Origin of the sequence: Candidatus Tisiphia endosymbiont of Nemotelus uliginosus (assembly GCF_964264835.1) — a bacterium.
Classification (GTDB): domain Bacteria; phylum Pseudomonadota; class Alphaproteobacteria; order Rickettsiales; family Rickettsiaceae; genus Tisiphia.
Window position 1 is genome coordinate 11266 of record NZ_OZ183485.1, and the last position, 14053, is coordinate 25318.

At 33.9% G+C, this 14053-nt stretch carries 11 protein-coding genes; 5 read left to right on the forward strand and 6 right to left on the reverse strand.

Features of this window, described 5'->3' with window-relative positions:
• Positions 1–95 precede the first annotated feature (95 nt).
• The 3 genes from ACFELV_RS00055 to ACFELV_RS00065 all read left to right on the forward strand — a co-directional run bounded on the left by ACFELV_RS00055 (position 96) and on the right by ACFELV_RS00065 (position 3101).
• Positions 96–1505, forward strand: a complete 1410-nt coding sequence (locus tag ACFELV_RS00055) for a hypothetical protein (protein ID WP_375326205.1) — start codon at positions 96–98, stop codon at positions 1503–1505.
• 75 nt (positions 1506–1580) lie between these two features.
• Positions 1581–2339, forward strand: coding sequence for a 3'(2'),5'-bisphosphate nucleotidase CysQ (locus ACFELV_RS00060; RefSeq protein WP_375326206.1), 759 nt, complete (start codon positions 1581–1583; stop codon positions 2337–2339).
• 588 nt (positions 2340–2927) lie between these two features.
• The gene (locus ACFELV_RS00065) at positions 2928–3101 is read left to right on the forward strand and encodes a hypothetical protein (RefSeq protein ID WP_375326207.1); all 174 of its coding nucleotides are present in this window, start codon (positions 2928–2930) and stop codon (positions 3099–3101) included.
• On the opposite strand, the gene ACFELV_RS00070 is transcribed toward ACFELV_RS00065, so the two are convergent.
• Positions 3060–4139, reverse strand: coding sequence for an IS4 family transposase (locus ACFELV_RS00070; RefSeq protein ID WP_375326208.1), 1080 nt, complete (start codon positions 4137–4139; stop codon positions 3060–3062). The two genes, ACFELV_RS00065 and ACFELV_RS00070, sit on opposite strands and share 42 nt — an antisense overlap.
• Positions 4140–4271: 132 nt before the next feature.
• On the opposite strand from ACFELV_RS00070, the gene ACFELV_RS00075 reads away from it, so the two are divergent.
• The gene (locus ACFELV_RS00075) at positions 4272–5822 is read left to right on the forward strand and encodes a glycosyltransferase family 2 protein (protein WP_375326209.1); all 1551 of its coding nucleotides are present in this window, start codon (positions 4272–4274) and stop codon (positions 5820–5822) included.
• 982 nt (positions 5823–6804) lie between these two features.
• Here ACFELV_RS00075 and ACFELV_RS00080 read toward each other — a convergent pair.
• The 5 genes from ACFELV_RS00080 to ACFELV_RS00100 all read right to left on the reverse strand — a co-directional run bounded on the left by ACFELV_RS00080 (position 6805) and on the right by ACFELV_RS00100 (position 13011).
• A complete protein-coding gene (locus ACFELV_RS00080; RefSeq protein ID WP_375326210.1) occupies positions 6805–8661 on the reverse strand; it encodes a hypothetical protein in 1857 nt (618 codons plus the stop codon).
• 859 nt (positions 8662–9520) lie between these two features.
• Positions 9521–10810, reverse strand: coding sequence for a serine hydroxymethyltransferase (gene glyA / locus ACFELV_RS00085; protein WP_375326211.1), 1290 nt, complete (start codon positions 10808–10810; stop codon positions 9521–9523).
• A 56-nt stretch (positions 10811–10866) separates the two neighbouring features.
• Complete coding sequence (locus ACFELV_RS00090; RefSeq protein WP_375326212.1) at positions 10867–11490, reverse strand: alpha/beta hydrolase; 624 nt, start codon at positions 11488–11490, stop codon at positions 10867–10869.
• Positions 11491–11514: 24 nt separating this feature from the next.
• On the reverse strand, positions 11515–12258 hold the full coding sequence (locus tag ACFELV_RS00095) for an NTP transferase domain-containing protein (RefSeq protein WP_375326213.1): 744 nt from the start codon (positions 12256–12258) through the stop codon (positions 11515–11517).
• The gene (locus ACFELV_RS00100) at positions 12259–13011 is read right to left on the reverse strand and encodes a YebC/PmpR family DNA-binding transcriptional regulator (protein ID WP_375326214.1); all 753 of its coding nucleotides are present in this window, start codon (positions 13009–13011) and stop codon (positions 12259–12261) included. It lies immediately after the preceding gene.
• A gap of 295 nt (positions 13012–13306) precedes the next feature.
• Between ACFELV_RS00100 and ACFELV_RS00105 the strand changes: the two genes are divergently transcribed.
• On the forward strand, positions 13307–14014 hold the full coding sequence (locus ACFELV_RS00105) for a hypothetical protein (RefSeq protein WP_375326215.1): 708 nt from the start codon (positions 13307–13309) through the stop codon (positions 14012–14014).
• The last annotated feature ends 39 nt before the right edge of the window (positions 14015–14053 follow it).

Genomic DNA, 14053 nt, shown 5'->3' on the forward strand with positions numbered 1-14053 from the left:
ATCCTATGATTAGACCTATGACTAAAGCATTCTTGACTGCCTCCCTTATCGGAATACCTCTAGGATTGACCTACGGGCTTCACAAACATTCAGCAATGCCTTCTAAATTTGAATTAGCGGCTAAAGAATTATCACTAAATACAGTCCAGCAAGAAGCTTTATTAAAAATTTTTTATTTAGCTGGCTATTTAAATCCAACTAAATTATGGAATGATTTATTATTATTTGATAAAACAGGGCATCCTGAAGAAGCATTTTATTCTATTATGCACAGCTTGAATATTGCTAATCCCGAACGTGGGGATATAAGTCAGCTTAATTCTAAATTATTACGGAAAAACTTATTCAAAGATAGTACTAAACTAGAAGTAGAAGATGTAAAAGCGTGGATTCTATATGTATCACAAAATGCTTTTAACCGTAAGGTAGGACAAGAGAGAAATGAACTCTCATCTCAAGACTGGATGGATAAAAATAAAGACCAATATATTAAAGCGGTTAGAGAATTAGAGCTTATTGATGAAATTTTCCCTAAAATCCAACAATATGACGAAGGGTGGATTGCAGGCGCCTCACGAATTGGTTTATTTGCACGTATAATTTATTATAATAAATTAATAGAGCAAATCAAAATAACAGGAGATACTATAGTCTTGGCAGGAGAAAGACCTTTATGGGCTAATCTCGATGGTATTAATCCTCAAATATACCAACAACTGTTAAATGCTTATAATAAAAAGCTTGATATTAATGGTTTAGACATTGCTTTACCCGTAGGCGAAGATTCTGAACGCACCAAAGAAGGCAAAGAGTATATAAAACTATTAGCGGATAAGAATAATATTATCCTAAATCCAATTAAGCCATTTATTGAATATACACAATCTGAAGAAATTCCTGTAGGCTTTTTGCCTGGAAGAATTTACCCTAATTATGCAAATTCTTTCAGTAAAAAGCTAACAGAAAGTTTAATGAGTATTGATTTAATAAATAGCTTTCTTAAGGGTAAAGCTGATATAGTAAATACTATATCTATAGATAATCAACGACCTAATACTATTAGTACGGCACGCGATGCTGCAAAGCGTTTTATTGACAAAATTCTTAATGGAGAATTCGGCCAACAAAAAGATTTTAGTATTTTATTGATAAGTAACCAACCTTATATTAAACGACAAGAATTGGCGACAGCTACAGCAGTAAATGTCACATTAGAGGAATATCAGTTAGATGGGTATAGTATTAAAGTAGTAGGGGCAGGCTTTGGGAATAAGCAAGATGTAGCTGCGATACATTCTGAAACAGCTGCTTTCGCAGCAGAACTATACAAATACTATGCTACCTTAGCAAATTTTACTAATAAATACGATATTAAAGAACTATTATTCCAAACACGTCCTGCATATCCAGAGATAGAGATTGCACCGCCTGAAGTCAAAGAATTGAGTATAATAGGACAAATCAGTATGAGTATACACAATATATTCGATCATTATACTGATTAACCGGCCAGCAGGGAGAAATATAAGTGCTTAAAATATGTTATCAACTATGCAACCTACAGGAGTATATAATAATCAATGGAGAGATTAATTGAATCTTTAAAAAATTTAATTATTAAAGCTGGTGAAATTGCCTTGCTTCAAAGGGAGATAGGGTTAAAGGTGTCTTATAAGGAAGACAATTCTCCGGTAACAAACGCTGATATAGAAATTAGTGAATTGATATATCATAACTTAACGAGACTAGCTCCCAATATTTCAATAATTTGTGAGGAGAGAGAGATAGCACCCTTAACTGCAGATAGTTTTTGGTTGATTGATCCAATTGATGGAACCAAAAGCTATATAAAAGGAGATAGCACATATACAATAAATATTGGCTTGATAGAACGAGGTACACCTACAATTGGCTTAATCTATCAGCCAACAATACGTAAGTTATATTATACAGATCATAATAATTTTTTAAGAATTGAGCAGGATGGTATAGAAGAAAAACTTAGCACTTTACCAAAAAGCTATTGTAATGCAGTATTAAGCTCTCACTCCTCCAACGTAGATACTAAGAATTTTCTTGAGAAACATCTTATTACAGAAGTAGTAAGTATTCCTAGCTCTATTAAATTATGTTTAGTGGCTGAAGGAAAATGTGATATTTACCCTAAATTTGGTCCCACTATGGAGTGGGATATTGCGGCTGGTCATGCATTAATTAGAGCTAATGGTGGTAATATTGTAGATTTGGAAGGTAAGGAACTAACTTATAAAAAAGACAATTACAAAAATCCTTCTTTTTATGCCTATAGCCGTCATTGGTTAAATAATTCAAATTCCTAACTTCTATAAAAAATAGAAGAAGTAACAACTTGTTACAAAAAGTTTCGGCTATTTTTAGGTAAAATACATATAATCATGCTCTAAACACTTCCTTTATGTTAGGCTCTGTGAACTTTTCTACTTAATTTACTTTCGCGCCCCTACCGTTGGCAAATAACATCCAATTCTTGAGATCAAATGAATATAATAAGTTTTTGGTACTTAATGATTCAATCTAAAGTTGCTTTATCTTTAACTATTTCTACAAGCGTTTTAAAATTACTGGACAATAGACTTCTTGGAGGATTCGCTCTATAAGCTCAGGAATTTGAAAGAGAGTCGGAGCGCAAAACCGTACTTAAATGTCTAGCCTTAGGTTCTTTAGCTGGTGACACTTGATTTTGCAGGATTTTTGTTGTGCTTACGTGTTCTTTTATATTGCTTTCGCGCAACCTGACCTTTAAATTCAATTGTCGCCAGCTAAAAAACAAAGGCTATATGTGAGGATTTTACCACCGAATCGACTGCAAATTATCATCTCGAGTAGCATTAGAAGTCTATTGAATAATAACTTTATAAACTTAAACTAACTTATAATTGTAGTGGGATATGGAAGATATAAATCAGTGGCAAGAAAAGTTTGAACGTTGTGCTTATAGTGATAGATTAATCAATAAACTGACTACGCTAAATACAGAATTAAATAAACAAGTTGATATTAAGGAACATAGTACCCCACACTTATTGTTGAAGTTGAAAGGCATGCATAATGTGTTTTCGTAGTAATGAAAACAACATAGCAGGGGTATCACTTAACGAGTTATAAAAATAATCTTTTATCCAATCAAATCCGTAAGTAAATAATGAGTATAATTTACGACCATGTTTTTTGATCTTTATAGGATAAATTTTGTTCTTAATGTCACCAGCAAGCACGCAAATAGCTAAGGATAAAGATACTATTGCAAATAGTTTTTCCAGCTTTTTTTGATCTGTAATGTGGGTATCTTCAATATTAAATCCAGATGACTTGAGAGACAGAAAAGGTCGCTCAATGCTCCACCTCTGCTTATATGCTAGCAAAGCACATTCACCAATAAGCACATTACTAGCAATAAATAGTTGCTCTCTTTCTAATTGCAAACAAGTTATTTTAATTGCCATACCATTGTAAATTTTGCTTTCTATAGTTTTAGTGTCACCCATTTGCATATCGGCAAAACATTTATTCAACTTCATCTTGCCACCGTTGAAATGCTTGACCTTCTCACTTTTTCTTAGCCTGATAGCAAAAGGTAATTTTTGGATTCCACCCATATATTGCAACCATTCCTCACCAACAAATTCCCGATCGGCAAGGATAAGCTCTATCATTTCCTTAGGTATAATTGTTAAAATTTGCTCAATCAATTTCTTTCTTTCATTAGTAGAAGAGTTGCCTTTTTTATCAAGTAACAACCATGCTATAGGAATTGAAATATTACCATAAACGATAGTTGCAACAAAAAAATTCAAATTTTTAATACCAAATTGCCAGCTGGTTCTATCTATGGCAAGGCTAATTTTACCTGTTAGACAGAGCAATTTAACAATAATTTTCCCTAAACTTATAAAGCACATATTTTGTTCTAAAAGCAAACGCTCAACTTTAACAATCTTGGCATGCAAATTGCCTTTAGAAGCGACATACAGTGCTAATTCTTTGATTCTCACAGTTTTAGCTTTTACTACTGCACAAATTAATTCTGCAAATGTTTTAATTCGTGCTGGGTGCCAATCTAAAAATATGTATAATATTTGGTATAGTGATTGAGAGTCCATTAATACCTCCTGTTGCTTGTTTCTCAGCGGAGATTAGTGACTCTCAGTCACTTATTCAATTTATTATTTTAACCCTCCTGTAAAATCTGTGGGGTACTATGAACAAAAATACATAATACCAATATTCAGTTAGTGAGAAAAAAAGATTTTTACCAAATTCTAGAACAAAATTTTAGTCATTTAAATATTATTAGAGCAAAACACTTTCTTGAATTTGCTACAGGCAATATAGTTACAAGAAATATTAATTATACTAAGGAGATCTTTATATTTTTAATAATATATTTTAGTATATTTATAAATTTTCAGCATTTGTTTCATACAATTAACATATTGTGTTATTTTTCACAAAATATCTTAAAGTTTATATTATTTAAACGAGTTATAATTGCTCAAAATATACCCTTAAATTATTCCAACCACTGGCACCAACAACCCAAAAGCGCAGCTATAGAGTCAAATCACGCCCCGTGTTACCCTATTAATCCTCCAAAATTTTGTCAACTCAGTTCTTGCATACCAAAATGTTACTACAAAAAAGTAATATGGGGAAAGCACCATATTGTAAACTATTATTGTCAACACTTACCCATCTATACAATTTTACTACCCTTATATAAAGAATCAAATAAGTTAAAATCGATCATTCATTATATCTTAAATCTAGATTACCCTAAAAATAAATTAGATGTTCAAATTATTATTGAAGCGGATGATCTTGCCATGGGTCAAGAAAGCATCTTATCCACTTTACCCTCGTATATGCATTTAATTAAAGTCCCGTTTAGTTTGCCTAGGACTAAACCTAAAGCGTTGAATTATGCAATGCAATATTGTAAAGGAAAATATGTGGTAATATATGATGCAGAAGATCGCCCTGCCCCCGATCAGTTACTTAAAGCAGTCATAGAATTTAAAACATTGCCAGACGAGTATGTATGTTTGCAAGCGAAGCTTAGTTTTTACAATGAAAACGAAAATTTACTTACCAAGCTTTTTAGTATAGAATATTGCATATGGTTTGAATATTTATTAACAGGATTAAGCCTAATGAGTTTACCAGTCCTACTTGGGGGGACAAGCAACCATTTTAAATTAGAGATATTACAAAGAGTAGGATTTTGGGACGCATATAATGTCACTGAAGATGCGGATTTAGGACTTAGACTGTCATCATTTAATTATAAAGTATCTATTATAGATTCTTACACATTCGAAGAGTCCCCTATAGACATCATAAGTTGGATACATCAAAGGTCTCGTTGGATCAAGGGGTTCTTCCAAATATTTTTAGTATTTTTAGCACAGAAAGATAAGTGTAAAAAATTTAAGCTAACTCATATAATAGTAATTTTAATCTTTGTAGGATTTTCTTCTTATAGCTTTTGTTTCTTACCATTTTTAATAATAATTATCAAAATTAATAATTTTTCAATAATTCATTATTTATGGGTGATTAACACATTCTTTACCTTTTCTTATCTTTATGGCAGTGCATTTTTTATTTTATTGATTAAAAAAAATAAAATTAACAACTTTAAAATATTAGATATTATAGCCTTATTATTATGGCCGTGTTACTTCTTACTACATACTATAGCAGGCTATAAAGCTATATGGGAAATTAGTTTTATTCCATTTAAATGGAATAAAACTAAACATGGGGTCAGTAAACAACAGTGACGTGGCTATAGTCCATTAAGATGAATTAGGGAGTAAAACGCGAAGCCTAGAACTACTATACTCCTCTCAGATGATTTTTGCTTCTAGGGCGCGATGGAGCGAAACCTATAAATAACAGGCGAGCGACAAGTAATACCATTTCCGAAAACTAATCATCACGTCGTCGTACTTCATGATCTCCGCTCCTCACGTACTAGTATGTACGCTCCGGTCCTCGACACTCGTACTCCTAGTGCTAATTTAGTTTTGGGAAATGGTATAACGACGCATGCAAATTCATATCAGAGAAGTATAGGTGAACAACGAGCAACGACGTCCCTAGTTTAACCTGAATTCGATGTAACAAATTACATCGAATTTCAGAACAATATATAGAAACGATCAGGTTTAAAGCGGTTTTACACCTGATTGCTAAAATATAACATTACATTCAATAGATGATTATCTATCTCCAGTAAAATACGAAAAAATGCAAAAATGTGCGTGAAATACTGCCTGGAAAAGTGTGGACAGATCACTTGCTTGCTTTCAAGAGTTGGATTTTATTTTAAAGGATGTGAGCGCGGAGCCTACACTTAGGTCACACTACTGGACAAAAATAGAAGATGGTTGAAAAAGTACAAAAATTGTTATCTGCTAAAGCTCGTTTTTAGCAATTATTATCTCAAAAATAACATTTTGTACTTAAAATAATATGTTTTTTTAACCATTTTCTATTTTTGTCCAGTAGTGTGACACTTAGGTAGGCGAGCATAGGTAAAATCCCAATAAAACGCAAAAACAACTCTTGAAAGCCGAAGAGATAGCTCTTAACTCAAATTGAAAGGTGTATACTGCGCAGATGAAAAGTTGGTAGACGAAGGTCAACTTCAAGAAGAGCAAGGAGTGTTCAAGTCTCAGAGCGCAGCGTACTTATGTATGTGAGCATCTGAGAACTTGAACAACGACGATACACCAATTCTTGAAGTTCACCGAGTATATATTAACCAGCTCCATTAAGTTCTGCTACTTCCCCTAATGCAGATGATGCTATTTCTGACAAATCTGGATATATACTCTTATGCTCATCATTATTTAGTCTAGCTTGCAACTCTTCCTGCAGCTCTTTCACTTGCTCTGTATGATCTGTTGTGCGAGCTCTTGGTGCTGGCACCGGCGTGGCAGTATAGGTAAGCAATCGCACCAAATCCCCTAGTTCTTCTTCGGTTAAGATAGGCGATAGCTTTTCGGCTATCTGATCTGGTGTTTCAAGCAAAATCTTAACAATATCCTTAGTTTGTTTTAATTTTTTACTTAAACTAATAATATTCTGCGCCTCATTTGCTAAATCCGGATGTGTATTCACTAATCCATGGGATATTTTAGTATAGATAGGAGAGAGTTGTAAGATTTTAGACGCATTCTTATAGATTAAACCATCAGCATATTCTTTAGCTTCTAAAAAGTTTGATAATTTACAGTAGGCCTCAAGTTTAACCAAAGGAATCTCACTTTGATAAAATTCTTGCAAGTCTTTGAAAGTGTGTTCGGCATTGTCAATAATGTGTAATATCTCAGTAGGCGCAATTTTATCTTGAACTTTATTCAGCTCTAATATTGCCTTTTTAGCGTCAAGGAAGTTAATTTTTAATATAATAGCCTTGTCATAACAATCTATAGCTGCTTTATAATTGTCTTGTTTGGCAAATTCCTGACCACATTTATACAAAGTTGCCGCCATTCTGTTTTCATAATATGAATCAATTGCCTCCCCAGACTTATTCAACCAAATTATAAATTGAGTAGCAATTTTCTTACACTCCTCATACTCCCCTATTTTACAATAGGCTTGCACTACACATGGCCAAATTGCTGGCTCCCATTCTCTACCATTAGGGTTGGCCTTAAGAACCACCTCAAATTCATTGATTGCCTGAACCTCCCAAGTAGTCTCTTCAGAATCACCTATTGCCCCTACTCCTTCCTTAGCCAGCAAAGAGTAAGCAACACCTAATTCTGTAGCAATTTCTAGATTTGTCTCCTCTTGATTACTATACTCCCGAGCTTTCCGTAAGAACTCTACAACATCGTGATATTGCTTATCTTCCATACATTGACTGGCTAAATCTTGTAATAAATCACAAAAATTTGCCTTTATAATGGTCATATCCTCCTCTGGAATATGAGCGGAATTATTTTGTATAAATTGTTCAATATCTTGTACTACCTTTTTAGCTGCCTCAACATCTAGTCTCTCATCATTTAGCAAACTTTCTAACTGCTCTGTTAATGTCTCCAGTAAGCTAATACCTAGAGTGGCAAGTTTATGAATAATATTTTTTTGTATAAAGTCTCCTATAACTTTTAACGGACTTTTTGAGTTTTCAGTTTCACTCACTTCAGAAATGATAGATTTATAATATTCTAAAAGGTTTTCCGGCTTATCCTTATAAATATTTTCTACTTTTACTAAATTAGCATGTGCTTTCTTACTATTTCCGCCCTGTAAATTAGACAATAATTTATATTTTCTAATACCTGCTAACAAATCTTTGTTACTATCACTCGCTATTTCTGGGTTACTTGCCAATATTTTTTCATATCCTGTAGTATCAGTTTTATAATCTAAGACACGCTTATAACCAGTCGGCGTACCATATAGCGCCTTAATAGCCTTATGTACCGCAGAAAGATCTGCTTCTACCTTAACCTTATCTTTTTGAGGAGAAGACTTAGTACTACTAACACCAGAACTACTTGAACTTTCTGAGGCCACTGTACTAATAGAATCAAGCGATATATCATGTTCTTTTTGTTGTTCTACCCTTTTCACTTTACTTTTTCTAATTGATTTTCTCATAAAACTCCCTTTATGTTATTGTTGATAATTTGGTTGGTAATTAACTGAAATTAAAAGTGAGATTTATTGAATTAAACTCTGACATGAAAGAATATTACCATTTCCTAATTTATTCAGTATCCTAAGGTTTTATAACTCTCAAAATCCTTATAACTAGCTAATTCCATTTTCGTTAAAGAGGAACTAAGTTAGTTCCTTAACAGCGCTCTATTAACTGTATTATTTCCTGGTGTTCAACATCCTTATCCCGGTTAAAATAATTACAAACTTCTATATTCAATAGGGGGGCGAGCATGTACTGATTATTTCAAAGTGCAATAAGAATTATTAAGCAACGGCATAATATAGTAGTTAATTAAGAATAGATGTTTTATCTGGGGCATATGACCTCAGCGTCACCCTGGGCTTGCTTTTTTATTTACCTGTACTTAACTATTCACTAAGTTAGTAATGTTATATATTTGATATACAAATACAATCATTTTGTAATATATTAAAGGTTGTTTAATGAAAAATTTCTAGAAAAATTTTAATAATTTGTTATTATTGACAGTAATGAAATTTCATTTGTGGTATATAAGTCACATTCCTTTTACAATTATTTTGCTTACCTTGCCACTCTATATTCAATGGATTTTAAGAGTTGGATATGATTTGCCAGGAGGGGTGGGCGCGTAAGTAACATATATTCTCGGAACTTCAAGAATTGGCTGGGCGTACATGCCCTAAAGGCCGAGAGGATAGCCACGTAGAGCATAAATCGTTAAGATGCTGACACGTATGTATACTCAAGTAGGCATCTCTATTATGCCTTTTGTATATTAACTATACTATATATGCTAGATTGTGTTGAGAAAAATTACTGGCTTATTACTTTTGCAGGATTACGTTTATAGATAGGGAACTTACTGACCAAATGTTCCACTCGCCTGCGTATTATATCCTGGGATTCATGAATATTTTGATTAGTTTTTAATATGTCTAGTACATCACATATTATTTCACCAACTTCTAAAAATTCATTTTCTTTAAATCCCCTAGTAGTGCATGCTGGGGTTCCTAACCTAATACCAGAAGTAATGAAAGGGGAAGTAGGATCAAACGGTACCGTATTCTTGTTACATGTTAGTCCAACCATTTCTAACGAATCTGCTGCTACCTTCCCTGTAATGCCATATTTCCTTAAATCAATTAATATCATATGATTATCAGTACCCTGAGTTAAAATATCATACCCCCTTTTCATGACAATGTTACCTAAAGCCTGAGCATTAGCAATGACTTGTTTTATGTATACTGAATAATCTGGTTTTAAACATTCTAAAAATGCCACTGCTTTTGCAGCAATAATATGCATTAAAGGTCCTCCTTGTAACCCAGGAAACAGAGCAAGGTTTATTTTTTTTCCTAATTCTTCGTCATTTGATAAAATTAAGCCCCCACGTGGGCCTCGTAAAGTTTTATGAGTAGTTGAAGTTACTAAATGCGCAAAAGGCAACGGGCTAGGATGTGCTCCTACCGCTACTAGGCCAGCAATATGTGCAATATCTGCAAGTAGATATGCTCCCACTTTATCTGCTATTTCTCTAAATTTAGCAAAGTCTAATTGCCGCGTATAAGCAGAATATCCAGCAATAATTAATCGCGGTTTATGTTTTAAAGCTAATTCTTCTACTTGTTCATAATCAATCCGGTAAGTTTCTTTATTAACAGTATAAGAAATGGCGTTAAACCACTTGCCTGATAGGCTAGGGCGGGCCCCATGCGTTAGATGCCCGCCCGTATCTAATGACATGCCCAGGATAGTGTCATAAGGTTTTAATAATGTTAAAAATGCGGTTTGATTAGCTTGACAACCGGAATGTGGTTGGACATTAGCATATTTACAATTAAACAACTTTTTAGCACGCTCAATAGCTAGATTTTCAATTTGATCTACTTGAGAACAACCATTATAAAACCGTTTTCCAGGATAACCTTCAGCATATTTATTAGTAAGAATCGATCCTGCAGCCTCTAATACGGCTGGACTAACAAAATTCTCTGAGGCAATTAATTCTATAAAATCATCTTGACGTTTTTCTTCTTCATTAATAATTTGATATATTGCATTATCGACCTCAGATAATTTATTTAAAAAGATACTCATTAATTTATCCTTCTATTTAATTTGTATAGTCTTATGATTTAAAAAGTTGGTAGATTTTAACGTTCTTTTAGGAATTTAAGAACAAATGTCAATCCCCGTGAATCAATAGTATGCATAAGATTAGGTATTTTATAACTACTGTAAGGTATGTTATACTTTTGTAGATACTTAATAATCTCCTCCATCCTACTGACCTCAACTATATCATCTAATTCTCCATGTACTAAACAAATGGGAGTAGTTTTGTTTATACATTCAGGAGGTAGAATTAACCTACCAGAAAATCCTACAACCGCATAAAATGGTTCTTTCTGCAAGAAATTTAAATATAAACCTATCATAGTACCTTGGGAAAAACCAATAATAATAGTATCTTGATTAGTCAAATTTAATTCTTTTTGTTTGGCTTGAATGAGATTTTCAAGCAACTTAACGTTCCTTGCCAATAATTCAGGACTACAGCCATTGATAGGAAACCATTGCCTACCGTACGCCGCGCCTTGCAATGGTTCAACCGCATGAGGAGACATAAAGTGACAAGTAGGCAATTCAGGCGCTAAGAAAGGCACTAACCCTATCAAATCATTACCGTCTGAACCAAGTCCATGTAAAAATACTACTAATTTATTACATTCATTTAGACTCTTTACCTCAGGATAGGATAATATTGCACTTGTCATAATGTCTGTTCTCTCTTCAATTAATTAATTTAGTAGCGTTTCAAAATGAGCAATCGTTTTGTTCGCATCTTCTAATTCTTGCATAGTATTTACTCCAAGTACTAAATTATCAGCTTGAGATAATAAATAAGATACCTGCTCCCCTTTAGTTTTAGCAACTTCTACAATAGCAGTTAAATATACTTCTGTTAATTGATCAGGGTGCTGCTGCAAAACTAATGGTAAATATTTCCGTAATATAGCAGGTTTAAATGCCATAATTCCAGAATTACAAATCTTGATTGCTTTTTCTTCATTGGTCGCTTCTCTAAATTCCACAATTTTGATAAAATTACCTGATGGATCCGTAATAATCCTACCATATTCAGCAGGGTTTTCTCGTTCAAAACATAAAGTAGCGACAGAGGAATTAGTGGTGGCCAAATGATCTAGTAACTCATTGATAATTTCAGGAGTAATCAAAGGATTATCTCCATAAAGTACTGCTATTATTTTCTTATCATCCACTAGCTCTAACGCCTCATAAACTGCATCCGCTGTGCCAAGCGGCCTTGGCTGTAATATAAATTTGCAAATATCTCTATAAGATACAATGTATGGTTCCAACTGAGCAGAATGCACTAAAATAATATCATCTGTTACTCTTTGGGCGTTCGCTAGCACTCTCTCAATCATCGCCTTACCTCCAACTTGATGCATTACTTTTGGTAAGTCAGAGTTCATCCTATGCCCATTGCCGGCCGCTAATACAATAATTTGGCAAGTCATTTAAATATCCTTCATCTGTTCATACACTTCATCAGATAATTCATAATTACCAAATACATTTTGTACGTCATCACTTTCTTCTAGCAGATCTACTAATTTTAGCAGCTTCTCTGCTTTATCTTTATTATCTATAGTAATAAGGTTTTTAGGAACCCAGCTAATATAAGATTCTGCTGGTTCTCCATATTTACTAGTTAATATTTCAAGACTTTGAGCAAAATTTTCAATATCAGTATAAATTAAATAACATTCTTCTTCAGAAATCATATCCTTTGCTCCTGCTTCTAATGCCGCTTCAAGCATAGAGTCTGGCGAGTCAACTTGGGTTTGATACCTAATTACTCCCATGTGATCAAACATATAGCTAACACTACCTGTTTCCCCTAAATTACCACCAAATTTAGTGAAAGCTGCTCTTACCTCAGCGGCCGTTCGATTCTTATTGTCAGTTAAAGCTTCAACTATGATGGCAATCCCCGACGGCGCATAACCTTCATACCTAATCTCAGTATAATTCTCGTGATTATTAGAATCATTAGCGGAGCTTATCGCTTTCTCGATTCGCTCCCTAGGTAAATTCTGACTACGCGCTGCAATGATACTATTGCGCAGACGAGGATTATTATTAACATCCACTCCCATTTTAGCGGCAGTAATAATTTCTCTCACCAACTTAGTAAAAATTTTTGCTCTTTTCTTATCTTGCGCACCTTTGCGATGTTGAATATTTTTAAATTTTGAATGTCCAGCCATGTTTATTCTCAAGTAAATTTGATCAAATGTTCTCTTACGAAAGAGCTTAAATCTACCTGATGGATGCTATCAGAAGGTAAGCTAAAGTCAAGCCAAATTCTGTTTAGAATTCTTGCGATTAGTTAGTTAATAAATTCTATTGACAACAAAATATTAATATTTTATTAAAAAATTAATTAACTATTTAATCAAGGAGAAGTATATGCCTAAGTCTATATGGAAAACAATAACACAGTGTTTTACACCCGCAGATCCAATGGAGTGGATGCGGCAGTAGAACAAGGTATGGGTGCCGGTGTTGGAGACGCTACACGAGAAGCTGTGGGGCCGTCATTTTGAGCCCGGGCACTTAGATCTAATATATCAATTACCAGATGATACTGTAGAGAAAAAATGCACCACCTTCAAGGTCCTGACCGACACTTTAAAGGAGCAACCTACTCTTTTATGCTGGGTGACTTTTCCTTCGAATAATAGCCTTCTTTCGAAACTCATGTCTGATAGGGAATTTGAAGAAGACACAGGGGAATTGATATTAAAATTGCAGCTCTTGATTAGCCCTGATAAACCCAGTCTTTTTAAAGTGTATGGTATACCTGAGGGTCATCACCGTGATTATTTGTCTCAGAAGACAAGCCAAAACTGTGGCGCAGAACAGTGCCGACTACTTCATAAGCTAATCTCAAGTTACGCTCCAGGTCAAGATAACTTATCAGGAGTTATAATGTTATCTAAGGACACGGAATATACGCAGCATAAGTATATGCTAAAGCAATGGCATGATACGTACAACAAACAAGCAATTACCTCTCAATCCAATAAAATTCAGTTTGATCCTTTAGAGCGTGCCATATCTAAGTTCACTATTCTAACAAACAAGGAAATGAATATATACCATATAAACCTAGAGACACCTTCTCACAACTTTGATGCATCCACCCAAACAGATAATCTGCAGGAGACAATGTGTCTAGCAGGAGAGGGAAACCTACTCGTTGATTAATAAAATAACCAAGAAATGGGTAGGCTATAATAATATTAT

Bases quoted from the DNA above. Each gene is read 5' to 3' on its own strand.
- glyA (WP_375326211.1), bottom strand. From the start codon at position 10,810: ATGAGTATCTTTTTAAATAAATTATCTGAGGTCGATAATGCAATATAT.
- ACFELV_RS00090 (WP_375326212.1), bottom strand. From the start codon at position 11,490: ATGACAAGTGCAATATTATCCTATCCTGAGGTAAAGAGTCTAAATGAA.
- ACFELV_RS00095 (WP_375326213.1), bottom strand. From the start codon at position 12,258: ATGACTTGCCAAATTATTGTATTAGCGGCCGGCAATGGGCATAGGATG.
- ACFELV_RS00065 (WP_375326207.1), top strand. From the start codon at position 2,928: ATGGAAGATATAAATCAGTGGCAAGAAAAGTTTGAACGTTGTGCTTAT.
- ACFELV_RS00080 (WP_375326210.1), bottom strand. From the start codon at position 8,661: ATGAGAAAATCAATTAGAAAAAGTAAAGTGAAAAGGGTAGAACAACAA.
- ACFELV_RS00070 (WP_375326208.1), bottom strand. From the start codon at position 4,139: ATGGACTCTCAATCACTATACCAAATATTATACATATTTTTAGATTGG.
- ACFELV_RS00055 (WP_375326205.1), top strand. From the start codon at position 96: ATGCCTTCTAAATTTGAATTAGCGGCTAAAGAATTATCACTAAATACA.
- ACFELV_RS00060 (WP_375326206.1), top strand. From the start codon at position 1,581: ATGGAGAGATTAATTGAATCTTTAAAAAATTTAATTATTAAAGCTGGT.
- ACFELV_RS00100 (WP_375326214.1), bottom strand. From the start codon at position 13,011: ATGGCTGGACATTCAAAATTTAAAAATATTCAACATCGCAAAGGTGCG.